Raw genomic sequence first — 19,624 nt, 5'->3', positions numbered from 1 at the left:
TCGAGCGACCCGGAGCGACGAGGGAAGATACCGGCTTAGGCGCCCGTAGCCGCGCGAGCGGAGCGAGCGCAAAGGAGCGGAGAGTGGCCGGCAGTCCGGTTCAGGTCACGGGAACGGTGCTGACGACGCGCCGCGTGGACGCCTACCATGCGCTCACGGTCGTCGCGCCGGGAATCGCCGACCGGTTCCGGCCCGGCCACTTCGTCACGGTCGCCGTCGGAGGCCGCGACTCCTCCATGCTCACCCGGCGGGCCTTCACGATCCACGATGTGAAGCCGGACTACGGTGGCACGGTGGAGCTCGTCTTCGGCGTGCGCGGTGCCGGGACGGCCTGGCTCGCCGACCTGCGGGCGCGCGACACGCTCGACCTGGTCGGCCCGCTCGGCCGTCCTTTCCCACTGCCCCGCGACCCCTGCACCTGCGTACTGGTCGGCGACGAGCACGGCGCGGCGGCGCTGTTCGCGCTCGCGGACGCGCTGCAGCAGCGGGGCTGCCGCGTCGACTTCGTGCTCGGGGCGCCGTCGGCCGACCGGGTCTTCGGGGCGCTGCGGGCCCGCAGGATGGGCGAGACGACCACGCTGACGACCGAGGACGGCTCACTGGGCATGCGCGGCAGGGTGACCGACGTGCTGCCCGGCGTGATCGCCGACGCGCGGGCCGACGCGGTCTACGCGTGCGGGCCGATGGAGATGCTGCGCGGCGTCACGACGGTCGCCGTCGAGTTCGACATCCCCGTGCAGGTGGCCGTGGAGGAGTCCATGGCCTGCGGCATCGGCGTCTGCATGACGTGCGTGGTCCCGGTCATCGGCGACGACGGCGTGACCCGCATGGTCCGCGCCTGCACGGAGGGGCCGGTGTTCCGGGGCGAGCGGGTGCGGTTCGACGACGTCGGGACGATCCCGTTCGACGCGCTCGGCGCGCCCGGCGGACGGCATGCCTGAGCCGGGGCGGGGGAGGCGGCCGTGACCGCCGACCTGCGGACCTACCTGGCCCATGTGGAGCTGCCCAACCCCGTGCTGACCGCCTCGGGCTGCGGCGGGACCGGCCGTGAGCTGGCCCAGTTCTCCGACGTCCACCGGCTGGGCGCGTTCGTCACCCGGTCGATCACCATGGCCCCGCGCGCGGGACGGCCCACGCCGCGAATGGCCGAGACCCCCTCCGGGCTGCTGAACGCCGTGGGTCTGCAGGGCCCGGGCGTCGAGGCGTTCCTGGAGCGCGAGCTGCCCTGGCTGGCCGAGCGCGGAGCCCGCACGGTCGTGTCGATCGGAGGCGGCACCGTGACCGAGTACACCGCGCTGGCGCGGAGGCTGGCCGGCGTCGACGGCATCACCGCCGTGGAGATCAACCTGTCGTGCCCGAACGTCGAGGATCGCGGCAGGGTGTTCGCCCGCGACGGGGCCGCCGCGGCGGAGGTCGTGGCCTCGGTGCGCGCGGCCACGCCGTACGAGGTGCCGGTGATCGCCAAGCTGTCCCCGGACGTGGCGGACGTCGTCGCGGTCGCTCGCGCGTGCGTGGACGGCGGCGCCGACGCCCTCGCGATGATCAACACCCCGGTCGGGATGAGCATCGACGTGGACACGATGCGTCCCTCGCTCGCGGCCGGCACCGGCGGCCTGTCCGGCCCCGCCGTACGGCCCCTGGCGGTGCGCTGCGTGTGGCAGGTGCACGCGGCGCTGCCCGGAGTGCCGATCATCGGCATGGGCGGCGTGACGACGGGCAGGGATGCCCTTGAGCTCGTCCTGGCGGGCGCCTGCGCCGTCGCGGTGGGTACGGCCCTGTTCCACGACCCCTACGCCTGCCCGCGCGTGCTGAGGGAGCTTGAGGAGCTTCTGCAGGAGCGCGGGTTCGACCGGCTCGCCGACGCCGTGGGCCTGGCCCACCGCCCGGCGGGCGCGCAACCACGAACACGCACAGATCTCGAGGAGAGTTCGCTTTGACTACGCCCGCTCCCATCGCCGTCGCCCTGGACGCGCCCGACATGGAGACCGCGGCCCGCTGGGCCGGCCTGGTGACCCCGCACGTCTCCACGGTGAAGGTGGGGCTGGAGCTCTACCTGCGGCACGGGCCCGACGTGATCGCCTCGGTGCGCGGCGCGAGCGGTGTGCAGGTCTTCCTGGACCTCAAGCTGCACGACATCCCGAACACCGTCGCCGCGGCCGCCCGGGCGGTCGCCCGGCTCAAGCCGACGTACCTCACCGTGCACGCCGCGGGAGGCCCGGCGATGGTCAGGGCGGCCGTCGAGGCGGCCCCCAACACCCAGATCGCGGCCGTGACGCTCCTGACGTCGCTTTCCGAGGCCGATCTCCGCCAGATCGGCATCCAGGGACCCCCTGCGGACGTCGCGCGCCGTATGGCCGCCGTGGCCGTCGGGGCGGGCGCCCAGGCCCTCGTCTGCTCGCCCAGGGAGGTCGCCGCCGTACGCGCGGAGGTCGGCCCGGACGTGACATTGATCACTCCCGGCGTACGGCCCGCGGGCGCCGACACCCAGGACCAGGCGCGGGTGGCCACGCCGGAGGACGCGATCGCCCAGGGGGCCGATCTCCTCGTGATCGGACGGCCCATCACGGGGGCGCCCGACCCGGGGGCGGCGGCCGCCGGGATCGCCGCCGCGCTGCGCCGCGTGAGCCCCTGAGCGAGCGCTCGCCGGCCTGGGACGCCGTCACCATGCGTCATCCCGCTCCGGGCCTGCTGAGGCGGTTTTGATCTACGAAGAGTGACTTTTCCAATACCAAAAGTAGTAAAATCAATTTTGTGGTCCGAGAAACCGCCCTTGACGTTGCCGTTACGGCCAAGACCAGCTAGTTTCCCCTCCCGTCCGAGTACATCGACAAGAAATTCGAGGTGACCCGGCGTGGCTCTTCCTCCCCTGACCCCCGAGCAGCGCGCCGCAGCTCTTGAGAAGGCTGCCAAGGCACGCAAGGAGCGTGCCGAGGTCAAGAACCGGCTCAAGCACGGCGCGGTTTCTCTGGCTGAGGTGCTGAAGGATGGGCAGACCGACGACGTCATCGGCAAGATGAAGGTCTCGGCTCTGCTGGAGTCGCTCCCTGGCGTCGGCAAGGTCCGCGCCAAGCAGCTCATGGAGCGCCTTGGTATCGCCGAATCCCGCCGCGTGCGGGGTCTCGGCGCCAACCAGCGCGCCTCCCTGGAGCGCGAGTTCGGCGGCGCCGAGAGCTGATCTCGGCGGCGTACGAGCGAGTTACACGGGGGTACGGAGTGACCGACATGTCCCGGTCCGCTGGAGATCGGGCCCACGAGGCAGTCGCGACCAGCGGGTTCAGGACACACGGCGGTGACTCCATGCCCCGCCCGCGCCTGACGGTCCTGTCCGGTCCGTCGGGTGTGGGGAAGTCCACGGTCGTCGCCGAGCTCCGGCGGTCCCACCCCGAGGTGTGGCTGTCGGTCTCGGTGACAACCCGGAAGCCCCGCCCGGGGGAGCAGCACGGCGTGGAGTACTTCTTCGCCGGCAACGACGAGTTCGACGGGCTCGTCGCCTCCGGTGAGCTTCTGGAGTGGGCCGAGTTCGCCGGCAACCGGTACGGCACGCCCAGAGGGCCGGTGCTGGAGAAACTGGCGGCGGGCGTCCCCACCCTGCTGGAGATCGACCTGCAGGGCGCCAGGCAGGTGCGCAGGACGATGCCCGATGCCCTGCTGGTGTTCCTCGCCCCGCCGAGCTGGGAGGAGCTGGAGCGGCGGCTGCGCGGCCGCGGCACCGAGCCTCCCGACGTGATCGCCCGGCGCCTGGAGATGGGCCGGGTCGAGCTGGCGGCGGAGAAGGAGTTCGACCTCACGATCGTCAACACGTCCGTCAAGGACGTGTGCCACCGGCTGATAACCTTGATGGGAAACTCACCTAGCTAGGGGAATCACTGACGTGGCAAGCAGCTCCGCCTACGCGGAAGGCATCACCAACCCGTCGATCGACGCGCTTCTCGACATCGTCGACAGCAAGTACAGCCTCGTGATCATGGGTGCGAAGCGGGCGCGCCAGATCAACGCCTACTACTCGCAGCTCGGCGAGGGCCTGCTGGAGTACGTGGGGCCCCTCGTGGAGACCCACGCCCAGGAGAAGCCGCTGTCCATCGCCCTGCGCGAGGTCTCCGAGGGCCTGCTCACCTCTGAGCCCATCGAGGGCTGAGTATCGCCTCCGTCATGACGTCTGTCGTGCTGGGCGTGAGCGCCGGCATCGCGGTCTACAAGTCCTGCGAGTTGCTGCGCCTGTTCACCGAGTCGGGACACGACGTGCGCGTCGTGCCGACCCGGGACGCGCTGCGGTTCGTCGGCGAGCCGACCTGGGCCGCGCTGTCGGGCAATCCGGTGACCACCGAGGTGTGGGAGTCGGTGCACGAGGTGCCGCACGTGCGCATCGGGCAGTCCGCCGACCTGGTGGTCGTCGCCCCGGCGACGGCGGACGTGCTGGCCCGCGCCGCGCACGGCATGGCCAACGACCTGCTCACCAACACCCTGCTCACGGCGCGGTGCCCGGTGGTGTTCGCGCCCGCGATGCACACCGAGATGTGGGAGCACCCGGCCACGCGGGCGAACGTGGCGACCCTGCGCGAGCGCGGCGCGATCGTGATCGAGCCCGCCGTCGGCAGGCTCACCGGAGCCGACACCGGTCCCGGGCGGCTGCCCGACCCCGCCGAGATCTTCGAGGTGTGCCGCCGTGTGCTGGCGGGGCGGCGCGAGGACCTGGCCGGCCGGCACGTCGTCGTCTCCGCCGGAGGCACCCGCGAGGTGATCGACCCCGTGCGCTTCATCGGTAACCGGTCCTCCGGGCTGCAGGGATACGCCCTGGCCCGTACGGCCGTCGCCCGGGGCGCGGAGGTCACGCTGGTGGCGGCGAACGTGGCGCTGCCCGATCCCGCGGGCGCGAAGGTCGTCCGGGTCGAATCGGCGCGGCAACTGCGCGACGCGGTCCTGACGGCGGCCGAGCACGCCGACGCGGTCGTCATGGCCGCCGCGGTCGCGGACTTCCGGCCCGTACGGCAGAGCGACACGAAGATCAAGAAGTCGTCCGCCGAGCCCGATCCAATCCATCTGGCGAAAAATCCAGACATCCTGGCCGAGCTGGGGGAGATCCGCCGGTCCGGGCGGGAGGCGTGCGCCGCGGCGGCGGGTGACCGGCGCGAGACCGGCGACGGGCCGGGCGCCAGCGAGGCGGCCGGGGCCGGCGGGCCGCGTCCGCGGGTGATCGTGGGATTCGCGGCGGAGACCGACGACGTCCTGGCCAACGGCAGAGCCAAGCTGGAACGCAAAGGCTGCGACCTGCTCGTGGTCAATCAGGTCGGGGAGAACCTGGCGTTCGGCACGCCGGACAACGCGGCCGTCGTCCTCACGGCGGAGGGCGGATCCGTGGAGATTCCGAGGGGTCCCAAAGAGGATCTGGCCGACGTAGTGTGGGATTTGGTGGCGCAGCGTCTCGCCTGACCTTCGTGTGGTGCCGGCGCGGGCGCCCGCCCCGCCCCCACAGGTCGTGCAGCGAGGGAGCGATCGCCATGCCGGTGTCCGCCACGATCAGGGAGCGCTGCCGGGCGATGCTCGGCCCCGGCGAGGACATCCGCTACGTGTTCCGTGCGGTGGCCCTGCCGCCTCCCGCCACGATCAGTTTCCTCGTCGTGGTGACGGACCGGTCGATCACCCTGCTGTCCATCAAGATGTTCAGCAGGGACGAGCCGTCGGGGGTGTGGGCACGTTACCCCCGCCGCACCCGCCTCGGGCCGGTGGAGTTCGGGTCAGGGCCCCGCATCGAGATCGGCGGCATGACCCTGGAGGTCGACGACGAGTACGCCGCGGTGGTTGCGGCGGCGGACGCGGAGGCGTTCTCGCCCGGTGACCTGCCCAGAGATCCCCTGCCCGACCTCTGACACTCCGTGCGCGGGCCGCCGATCCTGCGACCCGACCCCGGATGGCTTCGCGGCTCCGCAGCGCCTGGGGCTAGACTCGCGTGAGCATCGAGTGGCCGCGGTGGGGCTGGGCTCTACCGCCGGCCACTCATGGACGTCAGCAGCCGCTGCATGAGGAGCCCTGAGTTGTCCCGTCGCCTGTTCACCTCCGAGTCGGTCACCGAGGGCCACCCGGACAAGATCGCCGACCAGATCAGTGACGCGATTCTCGACGCAATGCTCAAGGACGACCCCAAGAGCCGGGTCGCCGTCGAGACGCTGATCACCACTGGCCAGGTCCACGTCGCCGGCGAGGTGACGACGGAGACCTATGTCGACATCCCCGCCCTGATCCGCGAGAAGATCCTCGAGATCGGCTACGACGCCTCTCACAAGGGCTTCGACGGCGCCTCCTGCGGCGTGTCGGTGTCCATCGGAGCGCAGTCGCCGGACATCGCGCAGGGTGTCGACGACGCCTACGAGCACCGCGCGGGCGAGGGCGCCGACGACTTCGACCGTCAGGGCGCGGGCGACCAGGGCCTGATGTTCGGCTACGCCTGCCGTGAGACGCCCGAGCTGATGCCGCTGCCGATCCAGCTCGCGCACCGGATGGCCCGCCGCCTGTCCGAAGTGCGGAAGAACGGCACCGTTCCCTACCTGCGCCCCGACGGCAAGACCCAGGTCACGATCGAGTACGACGGCGACCGCCCGGTCCGCCTCGACACCGTTGTCGTCTCCACCCAGCACGCCCCGGAGATCGACCTGAGGGAGATGCTGACGCCCGACATCCGGGAGCACGTGGTCGAGCCCGTGCTGGCCGACCTGGAGATCGAGATCGAGGGTTACCGCCTGCTGGTCAACCCGACCGGCCGCTTCGAGATCGGCGGGCCCATGGGCGACGCCGGGCTCACCGGCCGGAAGATCATCATCGACACCTACGGCGGCATGGCCCGCCACGGCGGCGGCGCCTTCTCCGGCAAGGACCCGTCCAAGGTCGACCGCTCGGCCGCCTACGCCATGCGCTGGGTCGCCAAGAACGTCGTCGCGGCCGGCCTGGCCGACCGCTGCGAGGTCCAGGTCGCCTACGCCATCGGCAAGGCCCAGCCGGTCGGCCTGTTCGTCGAGACGTTCGGCACCGAGAAGGCACCGGTCAACGTGATCCAGGACGCGGTGCTCCGGGTCTTCGACCTGCGCCCTGCCGCGATCATCCGCGACCTCGACCTGCTGCGCCCGATCTACTCCGAGACCGCCGCCTACGGCCACTTCGGCCGCGAGGGCTTCTCCTGGGAGTCCACGGACCGGGCCGACGCCCTGCGCGAGGCCGCGGGTCTGTGACACGCGACTGACGAGCACCGCGAACATCGTCGCCGCGAGCGGCGCCCGCCCCTGACGGCGGGCGCCGCTCAGACGTGCCCGGCGGATGCGCGGAAGTCCACAGGCGGTGGGCGTACGTGCGATTGCGGCTCGCCTGGTCTGGTAGGACGTAGACGTGACCGAGCCGACCCGCGCCCCGCATCCGCAGGAGGCGCTCCTTCCGGCGCCCCCGGCCGCCGCACGGCGGTCCGCCGAGCGGGCGCGGGGCGCGACCGCGCGGGGGCAGGGCGCGAGCGCGCGGGGGCAGGGCGCGAGCGCGCGGGGCCGGGGCGCCGCGGGGCAGGCGCGGGCGGGCGCGTCCAAGGGCGCGCGGGAGGCCGCGCAGAACCTCCCCGTCGCCAGGGTCGTCGTCGACACGCCGCTGCCGCACCTCGACCGCCCCTTCGACTACCTCGTCCCCACCACGCTGGACGCCGAGGCGGTGCCCGGCTGCCGGGTGCGCGTCCGCTTCGCCGGGCAGCTCGCCGACGGCTACCTGCTCGAACGGCTCCCCGCGAGCGAGCACGAGGGCCGGCTGTCCTTCCTGGAACGGGTGATCTCCCCGGAGCCCGTCCTCACCCCCGACATCGCGCGGCTGGCCCGCGCCGTGGCCGACCGGTACGCCGGAACCATGTCGGACGTCCTGCGCCTGGCCGTTCCGCCGCGACACGCCCGGGTCGAGGGCGAGGCCAGAACCCCCGCGCGCCGGGCGGACTCCTCCCGTGACGGCGACGTTCCCCCGGCCGCCCCCGAGCCCGTACGCGCGACCACGGACCCCGGCGGCCCCCGTGCACACCCCGCCGAGGCCGCGGAACCGGGGCAGGAGGCGACCCCCGAAGACGCGCCCTCCCACGACGCGACCCCCGAAGACGGGGCTCTCCAAGACGGGGCCCTCGAAGACGGGGCTCTCGAAGACACGGCGCACGCGGCGACGGTCCGCGAGGAGACGACGCCGCACCAGATCGCGTCACACCAGATCGCGCCACACCAGACCGGGCCACACGAGGCCGTGCCGCACGAGGAGGCGGGGCAGCGGGCGGCGCGGGCGTACGGCGACGCCTGGAGGGCCTACCCGGCGGGCGCATCCTTCCTGGAGGCGCTGGCCGAGGGCAGGGCCCCGCGCGCCGTGTGGACGGCCCTGCCCGGCACGGACGCCGACGGGCCGTCGTGGCCGCGCGCCATCGCGGCCGCCGCGCGGGCGACGCTGGACGGCGGCCGGGGCGTCGTCGTGGTGGTTCCCGACGGCAAGGACGTGGCGCTCGTGACCGCGGCCCTGGGGGAGACGCCGCACGTGGCGATCACGGCGGACCTCGGCCCCGCGGAGCGCTACCGGCGCTGGCTCAAGGCGTTGCGCGGCGAGATCGGGATCGTGGTGGGCAACCGCCCCGCGGCGTACGCGCCGGTGGCCCGGCTGGGGCTGGCGGTCGTCTGGGACGACGGCGACGACCTGCACGCCGAGCGCCACGCGCCCTATCCGCACGCCCGCGAGGTGCTCGGCCTGCGGGCGCACCAGGCCGGGGCGGGCCTGCTCGTCGGCGGCTACGCCCGCACCGCCGAGGCCACGGCGCTCGTCGAGACGGGCTGGGCGGCCCCGCTCGTCCCCGACCGGGCGGCGGTCAGGGCCCGGGCGCCCCGGGTCCGCCCGGCGGGCGACGACGCGGAGCTGGCTCGGGACCAGGCGGCCAGGGCGGCCCGCCTGCCCAGCCTCGCCTGGCGGGCGCTGAGAGAGGGACTGGAACACGGCCCCGTCCTCGTCCAGGTGCCGCGCAGGGGCTACCTGCCCGCGCTGGCGTGCCGCCACTGCCGTGCCCCCGCCCGCTGCTCGGGCCTGCCGCCGGCGCGCCCGGCGCCGGACGCCCTGGGAAACGCGGCGCCCGGCAGCGGACCGGGCGTCCATCAGCCCGGCGTCCCCGGCGTCCTCGGCGTACCCGGTGGGACCGGACAGGCGGGCGGCAGGGCGAGGCTGCTCGCGGAACCGGTGTCCGCGCCGTCCCCGGCCACCGGACCGGTGTGCTCGGGTCCGCTCGCGCTGCGCGGCGGCCACGCCGTGCCCTACTGCCGCTGGTGCGGCAGGATCGCGGGCGACTGGCGCTGCCCGTCCTGCGGCGGGACCGGCGTGCGGGCCGTCATCGTGGGCGCGCGGCGCACGGCAGAGGAGCTGGGCCGGGCCTTTCCCTCGGTGGCCGTGCGCACCAGTGGGCGCGACGGCGTGCTGGCGACGGTGAGCGGCGCCCCCGCGCTGGTCGTGGCGACGCCCGGGGCAGAGCCGGTGCCGGATGGCGGCTACGCGGCCGCCGTGCTGCTCGACGGGTGGGCGCTGCTGGGCCGTCCCGACCTGCGTGCGTCCGAGGAGGCGCTGCGGCGCTGGACGAACGCCGCCGCCCTGCTGCGGCCGGCGGGAGAGCTGGTCGTCCTGGCCGACGCCGCGGTGCCCGCCGTGCAGGCTCTGCTGCGCTGGGACCCCGTCACCTTCGCGGAACGCGAGCTCGACGAGCGGGCCGAGCTGGGCTTTCCCCCGGCCGTGCGGATGGCGACGCTGACGGGCCCGGCCGCGGCCGTGAGGGAGACGCTTGCGGACGCCGGGCTGCCTCCCGGAGCGCAGGTGCTGGGGCCGGTGCCGGTTGAAGGCGAGCTCGAACGGGCCATGGTCCGGGTGCCGCGCCACCTCGGGTCCGCGCTGGCCCGCGCGCTCAAGGGCGCCTCCGGTGTGCGCTCCGCACGCAAGGCGCCGGACGTGGTACGTGTGAACATTGATCCGCTCGACCTCATCTGACCGATTCGCCTCGCACAAAGCGAGCCGTTAGCGTGCCTCTGTGTCGATCGAATGGGTGAACCGGGCCATCGACGGCCTGCGTGCCTGGGGGCGCGACCGGAACGTCGAGGTCGACGTCGACGAGGTACGTCTGCTGTGCGACTACGCCAGCGACTACCTGGAGGTGAACGAGCTGGGCGATTTCCGGGCGGGCACCTTCGAGGAGCTCCTCCTGGAGATCTATCCGCGCAAGGTCATCGCGCCGCCGGAGAGCGCGCCGGAGACGGTCGCCGCGGCGCGGACACTGGTCGAGTTCCTGCTGGACACGGGCGAGATCGGCAGCAAGACGGCCGTACGGATGCGGGAGACCATCGACCGCATCGAGCCCGAGATGCCGCAGGCGCTCGCCGACACGTCCAAGTTCGGCATGGCCAAGAGCCTGTTCAGCGCCATCGGGCCCGACTCCCTGGAGCTCGACGCGGCCCAGTCCGCGCGGGCGGAGGACGCGGCGGACGGCGACGAGTGCGACTGCCCCGGCTGCGCGCCCCTGCCGCCCGTACGGCTCGCGCCGCGCGAGGAGGTGGCGCGGGCCGTGCGCGAGGTGCCGCTGCTGCGCGACGCCCACCGGGTGGTGACCTGGCTGGTGGAGGGCGGCCGTACGGTGACCACGCGCCGGTCCCTGCGGGTCAGGGACGCGCGGGCGTGTAAGGCCGAGCTCGGCGTCGGGTGTCCGGAGCCGGCGTGGCGGCTCGCGCTCGACCTGGGCCTGGCCCGGCTCGACGGCACGGCCGTCGTGGTCGCGGAGGACTTCCGCGAGCTGGACGCGCGTGGTGAGGACGAACTGCTCGACCTGTGGCGGTCGGCGGTGGAGTTCCTCGTCGAGAGGCCCGTGCCGCTCACCGGGGAGGCGGTCGTGGACGAGGGGATGTCCCAGATCCACGATCTGCTCTACCGGCTGCAGTCGCCCGTCCCGGTGGACGCGCTCGCCGACTACCTGCGCGAGGTGGCCGCAGGGCGTCCCGTCGGGAGGCTGGACGAGGCGCTGACGGCCCTGGTGTACGCGGGAACGGTCCAGCGCACCGAGGACGGCCTGGCCCTCACCGCGCACGCCCTGTGGGGCCTGCGGGAGCTGTACGCCGGCATGGGCCTGGACGCGCCGCTCGCGCCCGCCCCGGCCGAGGGCGACGCGAGCGGGCTGATCGCCGGCCTGATCGGCGACGGCACGGCGGACGAGGCGGCCGAGCGGGACATCGCCGAGTGGCTGTCGCGGCGCACCGCCGAGCAGGCGGCGTCGGAGCTGCTCGCCGCCGTGGCCGGCGCCCCGGCGGAGGTGCGCGGGGTCGCCGTGACCATCGTGGACCGGCTGGACGTCGAGGCGGCGCCGGTCGTGCGGGCCTACCTGGACGACGCCGAACTGCGCCCGCACGCCATCCACTGGCTGTCCTCGCGGGGCCTGGACGCGCCCGCGCTCACCCCCGAGGAGGTCCTGTGGGTGAGCGTCGACATGCTCGCGCTCGCGCTGCCCGCCGCCGAGGCCGACCCGGAGGGCTTCGCGGAGAACATCGCGGCCTCGGGGCCGCCCGCCCATCTGATCGAGGACATGTGGCGGGTGGAGCACCCCGACGTGGTCGAGGTTCTCGAACTGCTCGGCAGCACGCTGACGGACCAGGCCGCGGCCAAGGCCGCCCGGAAAGCGGCTTTCAAGGCTCGTTCGCGGGGCATCAGGTGACTGCTGTGCAGTAAGTTGCTGGAATGGCCGACAGCGACGTGCTCACCTTCCCGCCGGTCGACATCGCCCCAGACGAGCAGCTCGTCCACGCGGTGCGGGAGGTCCCGCTCGTGCGGGACGCCCGCCGCGTCGCCGAGTGGGTCCGGGCCCGCTGCACGGCTTCTCCCCGCGGTGTGTGCGAGGTCACCGAGCAGGGGCTGCCGCACCCCGCCGAGGCCGAGGCGGTCGTCGCCGAGCTGGGCCTGGAGGCCGCCAGGCTGCGCCTGCTGTGGGTGGTCGCGGTCAACGGCCGCCTCGTGGAGGTCACGCGGCAGGGCGCCCGCCCCGGGCCCGGCGTGCCCGACCCCATGGAGTTCTGGGACGGCGTGGTCATGGACGTGCTCGACCGGACCGAGGAGGGCCTGACCGGGTCGGCCGTCATCGACGAGCACCTCACCGAGATCCTCGCGACGATCTACTCGGTGCGCGAGGGCATGCCGCTCGCCGCCCTGGCCGGCGGCATCCTCCAGGCCCACGAGGTGGGCTGCGGGGCGCGGCCGGCCGACCTGCGGCGGCTGCGGATGACCCTCCCGGGAGAGCTGGCGGCGGCCATGGCGCTGCTGGAGTACTGCGGGCTGATCGAGCTGACCGGGGAGCTCGTCCGGCTCACCCAGCCGGGCGTGTGGGCCGTGCGCCGCGACCTGCTCAGGGAGGGCCACGACGCGCCGTCGCTCGGCGAGGTGGCCGCGCTCGCCGAACTGGGCGCCGCCGACCTCATCGACGCCATGCTGACCGGCCGGGCCTCCGCCAGCGCCGCCACGCTGTGGCTGGAGCGCCGGGTGCCGGAGGACGCGGCGCGCGAGCTCATCAAGATCGCCGCGTCGGGCAACGCCGCCCAGCGCGGCACCGCCGGGACCGTGCTGGAGGAGCTGGGCCCGGAGGCCGCGCAGGCCGTACGGGAGGCCCTGGACGAGCCGATGATGTGGCGCTACGCCGCGGCATGGCTGGGCGTTCGGGACCTGGAGGCGCCGGCCCTCGGCGAGGGCGACGGGGCCTGGGTGGCGGTGGACACCCTCGCCGCCCTGCTCTACATCGGCGCCCCGGTCGACTCGGTGGCCCATTTCGACCTCCTCGGTGAGGACCTGCTGACGCTGGTGCCCCAGATGGGCCGGGCCGACCACCCCGACGCCCTCGCGGTGCTGGAGATGCTCGGCAGGCACCATCCCGATCCGCTGATCGCGAAGACCGCCAGGAAGACGGCGATGAAGGTGCGTTCACGCCCGTAGACTGGGGTGATCCTCCTCGTGTATGTGACGTGAACGGAGCCGACCCTTGGCCATTCAGCCGATCCGCCTGTTCGGCGACCCGGTGCTGCGCACCCCGGCCGAGCCGGTGGTCGACTTCGACAAGGAACTGCGCAAGCTCGTCAAGGACCTGACCGACACCATGATGGACGCGCCGGGCGCCGGCCTGGCCGCACCGCAGATCGGCGTCGGCCTGCGCGTGTTCACCTACTACGTGGACGAGCAGCTCGGGCACCTCATCAACCCGGATCTCGACCTCGGCGGCGAGGTGGACGAGGAGGGCGAGGAGGGCTGCCTGTCCTTCCCCGGCCTGACCTTCCCGACGCCCCGCGCGATCAGGGCGGTGGCCAAGGGCTTCAACATGCACGGTGAGCCGGTGACGCTCGAGGGCACCGATCTCATGGCGCGCTGCTTCCAGCACGAGACCGACCACCTGGACGGCGTGCTGTTCATCGACCGCCTGGACTCCAAGCAGCGCAAGCTCGCGATGAAGGCGATCCGCGAGGCCGAGTGGAGCGGCCTGTCGGCGCCGGTGGTGAAGATCTCACCGCACGCCACGCAGGGAAGGGCTCTGTAGTGCGCCTGGTCTTCGCCGGCACGCCCGACACCGCGCTCCCGTCGCTGCGCGCCCTGCTGGACTCGCCCCGCCACGAGGTGGCGGCCGTGGTGACCCGGCCGGACGCGCAGTCGGGCCGGGGACGCAAGATGCATCCCAGCCCGGTGGCGCAGCTCGCGGAGGAGTCGGGGATCGAGGTGCTCAAGCCGGCGAAGGCCGCAGACCCGGAGTTCCTCGACCGGCTGAGGGCGATCGGCCCCGACTGCTGCCCCGTGGTCGCGTACGGCGCCCTGCTGCCGCAGGCGGCGCTCGACATTCCCGCGCAGGGGTGGATCAATCTGCACTTCTCCGTGCTGCCCGCCTGGCGCGGCGCGGCGCCCGTGCAGCACGCCGTGCTGCGCGGCGACGACGTCACCGGGGCCTCGACCTTCCGCATCGTGAAGGAGCTGGACGCGGGGCCGGTGTTCGGCGTGCTCACCGAGCAGATCCGGCCGGACGACACGAGCGGCGCGCTGCTGGCCCGGCTCGCGGAGGCCGGCGCGGGCCTGCTGCTGGCCACGCTCGACGGGGTCGAGGACGGCACGCTGGAGGCGCGTCCGCAGCCCGCGGACGGCGTCAGCCTGGCCCCGAAGATCTCCGTCGAGGACGCCAGGATCGACTGGACGGCGCCCGCGATGCGGGTGGACCGGCTGGTGCGGGCCTGCACTCCGGCTCCCGGCGCGTGGGCCGAGTTTCGCGGTCAGCGGGTCAAGATCGGCCCGGTACGGCTCGCGCCCGACGCGGGCAAGCTCGCCCCCGGCGAGATCGCGGCCACGCCGAAGGTCGTCCTCGTCGGGACCGGCAGCCACCCGGTGGAGCTCGGCGAGGTGCAGCCGCAGGGCAAGCGGCAGATGACCGCGGCCGAATGGGGCCGCGGCGTCCGGTTCTCGGACGGTGAGACCCTGGTCTGAAGGGCCCTGCCCGCCGTGACTGCGGCCTCGGCATCCTGCCGGGAGGACCGCATGGCGGGCAATGGCGGGCAGCGGAAGGTGGGCCGCCGAGCCGGAGCCGTGTCGGTGACCGGGCGGAGCCGAGGCGGCGGATCGGCGAGTGACAGGGCCGAGGGCGCGTCAAGCGCGGCAGCGTCGAACGCGGCGGCATCGAGGTGGACAGGGTCGTGGCAGGGTCGTGGCAGGGTCGAGGGTGACAGCGTGAAGCAGGGCAGAGGTCAGGGCGGCGGCGCACGGCGCGGTCAGGGAAGCGGCCAGGGCGGCGGCCAGGGCGGCGACTCCGGGCAGGTCCGCCCTGGACGCGGCGGCAGGCCGGGCCGCGGCGGGCAGGCCGCGCACGCGGCGAAGGCCGGGCAGCCGAAGCAGGGCCGGGGTCGCCCGCCCCGCGACGAGGCGCGCAACGCCGCCTACGACCTGATGCGGGCCGTCGACGAGCGCGACGCGTACGCCAACCTGCTCATGCCGACCCTGCTGCGGCAGCGGCGGATCACCGGACGCGACGCGGCCCTCGCCACCGAGCTGGCGTACGGCACGCTGCGCGGCCTCGGGACCTACGACGAGGTCATCGCCGCGTGCAGCGACCGGCCGCCGGAGGAGGTGGACCCGCCGCTGCTCGACGCCGTGCGTCTCGGCGTCCACCAGCTTCTGCGCACCAGGATCCCGCCCCACGCGGCGGTCAGCGCCACCATCGACCTCGTGCGGCTGCGCGTCGGGCCGGGCCCGTCCCGTTACGCCAACGCCGTGCTGCGCAAGGTCGCGGGCCGCACGCTGGAGCAGTGGCTGGAGATCGTCGCCCCGCCGCGTGACCAGGACCCGATCGGCAACCTGACGGTCGCCTACAGCCACCCGCGCTGGATCGTCACCGCCCTGCGCGACGCGGTCGGCGGGGACGTGGACGAGACGGCCGCGCTGCTGGAGGCCGACAACGAGCGGCCCCGCGTGGCGCTGGTGGCGCGGCCGGGGCGGGCCACCGTGGAGGAACTGGTCGCGGCAGGGGCCGAGCGCGCCGCCTACTCGCCGTACGCCGCCTATCTGCCGGAGGGCGACCCGGGCGCCATCCTCGCCGTGGGGGAGGCGCGGGCCGCGGTGCAGGACGAGGCCAGCCAGCTCGTCGCGCTCGCGCTGACCCGCGTGCCGCTCGACCAGGACAGCACGTGGCTGGACATGTGCGCGGGCCCGGGCGGGAAGGCCGGGCTGCTCGACGCGGTGGCGGCGCAGCGGGGCGCCCGGCTGCTCGGCGCCGACGTGCAATATCACCGCGCCCGGCTGGTGTGGGGCACCACCCGCGAGGCGAAGGTGATCACGGCGGACGGCACGCGGCCCGCCTGGCGGCCGGGCGCGTTCGACCGGGTGATGCTCGACGCCCCCTGCACCGGGCTCGGCGCCCTGCGCAGGCGCCCGGAGGCCCGCTGGCGGCGCGACCCCCGGAGCATCCCCGAGCTCACCGCGCTGCAGCGGCGGCTGCTCGGCTCGGCGCTCGACGCCGTCCGGCCGGGCGGCGTCGTGGCGTACGTCACCTGTTCGCCGCACCTGGCCGAGACCAGGGCGGTGGTGGAGGACGTGCGCGACCGCGTGGAAGTGCTGGACGCCCGCGCGTTCCTGCCGGAGGTGCCCGGTCTCGGCGACGGCCCGTACGCGCAGTTCTGGCCGCACCGGCACGGCACGGACGCGATGTTCCTCGCGCTGCTGCGCCGCTCCTGACGGACGCGATGTTCCTCGCGCTGCTGCCCGACTCCTGACCGCCTCGCCGTCACCGCCGCCCGCGGAGCCGGGCGTCTCCTGGGCGACGGCCAAGAGCGGGCGCGCGACGGGTGACGAAGCCGCGGACCGTCGTCATCGACCGCGGACGCGCCGGATCGTCGTCATCGACCGCGCACGAGGGCGAGCATCTCGTCCACTGAACCGGCCGGATCGTTGATCGGAAACTGCACCGCCCGGATGATCGCGTCGGGGTCGGCCAACAGAGTGAGGCGCTTGAAGCGGTCGACGCCTGCCGTTCGGAAGGTCGGCAGCAGCAGCCCGGCGGCGAGCCTGCTGTCCTGGTCCGACAGGAGGGGGTAGGGCAACCGCGCGTGCGCGACGAAGGCGGCCAACTGGTCGGGTCGCTGCGTGCTCACGCCTCGGACCGCGGCGCCTGCCGCCTCGAAGTCGGCACTCCGTGACGCATAGGTGAGAGCCTCCAGAGTGCACCCCTTCGTCCCCGGGATGTCGGTCCAACCGGGCGGGTAGCCCTGGGCGCCCGGGGCGAAGGCGCCGGGGAAGAAGAAGAGCACGGTCCAGACGCCCGGTGCGCTGGGTGTGACCGGCTCGCCGTCGTGTCGTTCCAGCACGACATCCGGGAGTTTCCGGCTGACCAGATCGTGCACGCGACGGCTCTCGGCGGACCCGTCCTCGCTGGTCGCGGTCAGCACACCGTCGCCCATCACATGTCTGGTGCCCCAATCCTGCAGGGCGATGAGCGCCGGCAGCAGGCCTTCACCCTTCGCTGTCAGCACGTAGTCGTAGCGCGGCGGGTGATCGGAATAGGGCCGCCTCTCGAGCACCCCATGTTCGACAAGCCCGGCCAGGCGTTCGGCCAGAGCTCGACGGCTGACGCCGAGCTCACGCTGGAGGCCGTCGAAGCGGGTGATGCCGCCCGCGACGTCGCGCACGATCAGGAACGTCCACCAGTCGCCGATCACTCCGAGCGCTTGCGCGATGCCGCAGTCGGAGTCGGAAAGATCGGCACGCTTCACGCGCTCCAGTATAGTGCGTTCCAGATTGGAACTCACTCGACGAGGAGAGGCGGGCACCGGGATGGGAATCGACAGTGGAGGTGGGGCGGGCGTCTTCTGGCGGTGGTGGGCGGCCGGCACCACCAGCGCGGTCGGCTCGGCGGTGGGCGCGGTGGCGCTGCCGCTGACGGCCTTGACGGTGCTCGACGCCTCCGCCTTCCAGATGGGCATGATCGCCGCCGCCGGCTACGTCGCCTGGATCGTGATAGGCCTGCCCGCCGGGGTGGTCGTGCAGCGGCTCCCCATGCGGAGGGTGCAGGTCGGCGCCGACCTGGCCCGCGCGGCGGCGGTCGTCTCCATCCCGCTGGCTTGGTGGCTTGACCGGCTGACGGTCGCCCAGCTGGTGATCGTGGCCCTCGTGACGAGCTTCGCGACCGTCGTCTTCGACGTGGCCAACTCGACCTTCCTGCCGTCGATCGTGAGCAGGGAGCAGTTGCAGTCTCGTAACAGCCTGACGTCCGGCACCCACGCCACCACTCAGCTCGGCGGGCCGTCGGTCGGCGGCCTCGTCGTCCAGGTGCTCGGGGCGGTGCCCACCCTCCTCGTCGACGCGGCCGGCTATCTTGTCTCGGCACTGCTGCTACGGACCCTGCCCGAACGCCGCGTACAGGCCCCCGACCGCTGGCCGCCGATGCGCGCGATGATCGGCGAAGGCTGGCGTTTCGTCGTGCACCACCCGCTCATGGGTCCGTGCATGTGGGCCGCCACCGCGGCCAACACGGTCTGCGGGGCACAGCAGGCGCTCTACGCGCTGTACCTCGTACGCGAGCTGCACGCCGCGCCCGGCCTCGTCGGCCTGCTGCTGGCGGCGGACGGCGTCGGCACGCTGATCGGCGCGGCTTTGACAAACCGGGTCACGGCCAGGATCGGCACCGCCCGCGCCCTGATCGTCGCCGGTTTCGTCGCGGTCGCCGGGGCGCTCGTCGTTCCTCTCGGCACCGGTTGGCAGGCCTTCGCCGCCTTCGCCGCGGGCAACGTGGTGTTCGCCGCCGGCGTCGTGGTGCTCAGTGTGGTGACCCGCACGTATCGGCAGATCGCCAGTCCTCCCGACCTGCTGCCTCGGGTGATGGCCACGGTCCGCTTCGTCTCCTGGGGCGCGATCCCGATCGGCGGGTTGATCGCCGGAGTGGTCGCCGGGATGCTCGGCGGCCGGATCACCTTGATGATCTTCGTCGTCGCGGCCGTCTGCGTACCGCTGGTCCTGCTGGCCTCACCGATCCGGCACCTGCGCGACCTTGCCGACTATCGGCAGAGCGGCGAATCCACGGGCCCGCCGGCGTATCGCCCGCGGCTCGCACCCGAAGCCCGAGCGGACACGTCCACCTCGTGACGCCCGAGCGCGTGAACTCTCGCCCGTCGACGGGAGCCGGCGCGGCGCCGGTGAGCATCGGCGTCCCGGCGTCCCGGCCCGTGACCGTCGTGGCCGCCGGGGGAGGGGAAATAGACTGCAGGCACTATGGCCGTTCAGATCTCGCCCAGCATCCTGTCCGCAGACTTCGCCCGCCTCGCCGACGAGGCCGCACGGGTGGAGAACGTCGCCGACTGGCTCCACGTCGACGTCATGGACTACCACTTCGTGCCGAACCTGACGCTCGGCCTGCCGGTCGTCGAGTCGCTGCTGAAGACCACCGCGACGCCGGTCGACTGCCACCTCATGATCCACGACCCGGACCGGTGGGCGCCGGACTACGCGGAGGCGGGTGCGGCCAGCGTCACGATCCACGCCGAGGCGGCCAAGGCCGCCGTGCGCACGCTGCGGGCGATCCGCGCCGCCGGGGCGCGGGCCGGTCTGGCGCTGAACCCGGCGACCGCCGTCGAGGGGTACGAGGACCTGCTGCCCGAGATCGACATGATGCTCGTCATGACCGTCGAGCCGGGCTTCGGCGGGCAGCGCTTCCTCGACATCGTGCTGCCGAAGCTGGCGCGGGCCCGGGCGCTGATCGACAAGCACGGCGGCGAGGTGTGGCTCCAGGTCGACGGCGGCGTCTCCGCGGAGACGATCGAGCGCTGTGCCGAGGCCGGGGCCGACGTCTTCGTGGCGGGCAACGCCGTCTACGGCGCCGACGACCCCGCCCGCGCCGTCCAGGAGCTCAGGACCCTCGCCGAACGAGCCACCCCACCCAGGTGGTGATCTTGTAGTTTGTCGCAGTCGTATGGCTTTCCCCGCCGCTCATGCTTTGTGATCTTGCAGCGTTCCACTGCTTCATGCCCCCGAGCAGGGAAAGCGCCGTCCGTGATCTTGCAGTGTGTCGCTGGGTGCAAGATCACGGACCGTGAAGGCGAAGGTCGGCCGGACGTGCCGGACT

18 protein-coding genes are annotated in these 19,624 nt (G+C 73.5%); 17 read left to right on the top strand and 1 reads right to left on the bottom strand.

Annotated elements, in window-relative coordinates; all coding sequences use genetic code 11:
- Positions 1–83: 83 nt before the first annotated feature.
- The 15 genes from ACIBK1_RS26030 to ACIBK1_RS25960 all read left to right on the top strand — a co-directional run bounded on the left by ACIBK1_RS26030 (position 84) and on the right by ACIBK1_RS25960 (position 16,245).
- A complete protein-coding gene (locus ACIBK1_RS26030) occupies positions 84–941 on the top strand; it encodes a dihydroorotate dehydrogenase electron transfer subunit (RefSeq protein WP_030508982.1) in 858 nt (285 codons plus the stop codon).
- A 21-nt stretch (positions 942–962) separates the two neighbouring features.
- Positions 963–1,937 (top strand): dihydroorotate dehydrogenase, encoded by a 975-nt coding sequence (locus ACIBK1_RS26025; RefSeq protein WP_030508983.1) that lies wholly within the window; start codon positions 963–965, stop codon positions 1,935–1,937.
- Positions 1,934–2,632, top strand: a complete 699-nt coding sequence (gene pyrF / locus ACIBK1_RS26020; RefSeq protein WP_396738300.1) for an orotidine-5'-phosphate decarboxylase — start codon at positions 1,934–1,936, stop codon at positions 2,630–2,632. Before ACIBK1_RS26025 ends, pyrF begins: the two co-directional genes overlap by 4 nt.
- Before the next feature lie 219 nt (positions 2,633–2,851).
- Positions 2,852–3,175: an integration host factor, actinobacterial type gene (gene mihF, locus ACIBK1_RS26015; protein WP_030450375.1), complete on the top strand. Its 324-nt coding sequence runs from the start codon at positions 2,852–2,854 to the stop codon at positions 3,173–3,175.
- A 122-nt stretch (positions 3,176–3,297) separates the two neighbouring features.
- Positions 3,298–3,858 carry a guanylate kinase gene (gene gmk / locus ACIBK1_RS26010; RefSeq protein ID WP_396738297.1) on the top strand — a complete coding sequence of 187 codons (561 nt, stop codon included), beginning with the start codon at positions 3,298–3,300 and terminating at the stop codon, positions 3,856–3,858.
- A gap of 13 nt (positions 3,859–3,871) precedes the next feature.
- The gene (rpoZ, locus tag ACIBK1_RS26005; RefSeq protein WP_030508986.1) at positions 3,872–4,135 is read left to right on the top strand and encodes a DNA-directed RNA polymerase subunit omega; all 264 of its coding nucleotides are present in this window, start codon (positions 3,872–3,874) and stop codon (positions 4,133–4,135) included.
- Between the two features lie 14 nt (positions 4,136–4,149).
- Positions 4,150–5,427, top strand: coding sequence for a bifunctional phosphopantothenoylcysteine decarboxylase/phosphopantothenate--cysteine ligase CoaBC (gene coaBC, locus ACIBK1_RS26000; RefSeq protein WP_396738294.1), 1,278 nt, complete (start codon positions 4,150–4,152; stop codon positions 5,425–5,427).
- 68 nt (positions 5,428–5,495) lie between these two features.
- Positions 5,496–5,864 (top strand): hypothetical protein, encoded by a 369-nt coding sequence (locus ACIBK1_RS25995; protein WP_030508988.1) that lies wholly within the window; start codon positions 5,496–5,498, stop codon positions 5,862–5,864.
- A gap of 165 nt (positions 5,865–6,029) precedes the next feature.
- The gene (gene metK / locus ACIBK1_RS25990) at positions 6,030–7,217 is read left to right on the top strand and encodes a methionine adenosyltransferase (protein ID WP_030508989.1); all 1,188 of its coding nucleotides are present in this window, start codon (positions 6,030–6,032) and stop codon (positions 7,215–7,217) included.
- 154 nt (positions 7,218–7,371) lie between these two features.
- The gene (locus ACIBK1_RS25985) at positions 7,372–10,008 is read left to right on the top strand and encodes a primosomal protein N' (RefSeq protein WP_396738291.1); all 2,637 of its coding nucleotides are present in this window, start codon (positions 7,372–7,374) and stop codon (positions 10,006–10,008) included.
- 40 nt (positions 10,009–10,048) lie between these two features.
- Positions 10,049–11,716, top strand: coding sequence for a hypothetical protein (locus ACIBK1_RS25980; RefSeq protein WP_396738288.1), 1,668 nt, complete (start codon positions 10,049–10,051; stop codon positions 11,714–11,716).
- A gap of 23 nt (positions 11,717–11,739) precedes the next feature.
- Positions 11,740–12,981, top strand: a complete 1,242-nt coding sequence (locus tag ACIBK1_RS25975; protein ID WP_396738285.1) for a hypothetical protein — start codon at positions 11,740–11,742, stop codon at positions 12,979–12,981.
- Between the two features lie 46 nt (positions 12,982–13,027).
- Entirely contained in the window at positions 13,028–13,576 is a 549-nt protein-coding gene (def, locus tag ACIBK1_RS25970; protein ID WP_030508993.1) for a peptide deformylase, read from the top strand.
- Positions 13,576–14,505, top strand: coding sequence for a methionyl-tRNA formyltransferase (gene fmt / locus ACIBK1_RS25965; protein ID WP_030508994.1), 930 nt, complete (start codon positions 13,576–13,578; stop codon positions 14,503–14,505). Before def ends, fmt begins: the two co-directional genes overlap by 1 nt.
- 240 nt (positions 14,506–14,745) lie before the next feature.
- The gene (locus tag ACIBK1_RS25960) at positions 14,746–16,245 is read left to right on the top strand and encodes an RsmB/NOP family class I SAM-dependent RNA methyltransferase (RefSeq protein ID WP_396738281.1); all 1,500 of its coding nucleotides are present in this window, start codon (positions 14,746–14,748) and stop codon (positions 16,243–16,245) included.
- Between the two features lie 161 nt (positions 16,246–16,406).
- Here ACIBK1_RS25960 and ACIBK1_RS25955 read toward each other — a convergent pair whose 3' ends face one another.
- On the bottom strand, positions 16,407–17,279 hold the full coding sequence (locus ACIBK1_RS25955) for a winged helix-turn-helix transcriptional regulator (protein ID WP_396721313.1): 873 nt from the start codon (positions 17,277–17,279) through the stop codon (positions 16,407–16,409).
- Positions 17,280–17,340: 61 nt separating this feature from the next.
- Here ACIBK1_RS25955 and ACIBK1_RS25950 point away from each other — a divergent pair, with 61 nt between their 5' ends.
- Both ACIBK1_RS25950 and rpe read left to right on the top strand, forming a co-directional pair.
- The gene (locus ACIBK1_RS25950; RefSeq protein ID WP_396738278.1) at positions 17,341–18,648 is read left to right on the top strand and encodes an MFS transporter; all 1,308 of its coding nucleotides are present in this window, start codon (positions 17,341–17,343) and stop codon (positions 18,646–18,648) included.
- Between the two features lie 126 nt (positions 18,649–18,774).
- Positions 18,775–19,449 (top strand): ribulose-phosphate 3-epimerase, encoded by a 675-nt coding sequence (gene rpe / locus ACIBK1_RS25945; RefSeq protein ID WP_030508998.1) that lies wholly within the window; start codon positions 18,775–18,777, stop codon positions 19,447–19,449.
- Positions 19,450–19,624: the final 175 nt, after the last annotated feature.

This window comes from Microbispora rosea, assembly GCF_044460045.1.
GTDB classification, from domain to species: domain Bacteria; phylum Actinomycetota; class Actinomycetes; order Streptosporangiales; family Streptosporangiaceae; genus Microbispora; species Microbispora rosea.
Note: the sequence above shows the minus strand (reverse complement) of the source record. Positions and strands in the feature narration are given on the sequence as shown.

Bases quoted from the DNA above. Each gene is read 5' to 3' on its own strand.
- coaBC (WP_396738294.1), top strand. From the start codon at position 4,150: ATGACGTCTGTCGTGCTGGGCGTGAGCGCCGGCATCGCGGTCTACAAG.
- gmk (WP_396738297.1), top strand. From the start codon at position 3,298: ATGCCCCGCCCGCGCCTGACGGTCCTGTCCGGTCCGTCGGGTGTGGGG.
- ACIBK1_RS25950 (WP_396738278.1), top strand. From the start codon at position 17,341: ATGGGAATCGACAGTGGAGGTGGGGCGGGCGTCTTCTGGCGGTGGTGG.
- ACIBK1_RS25995 (WP_030508988.1), top strand. From the start codon at position 5,496: ATGCCGGTGTCCGCCACGATCAGGGAGCGCTGCCGGGCGATGCTCGGC.
- ACIBK1_RS25975 (WP_396738285.1), top strand. From the start codon at position 11,740: ATGGCCGACAGCGACGTGCTCACCTTCCCGCCGGTCGACATCGCCCCA.
- rpe (WP_030508998.1), top strand. From the start codon at position 18,775: ATGGCCGTTCAGATCTCGCCCAGCATCCTGTCCGCAGACTTCGCCCGC.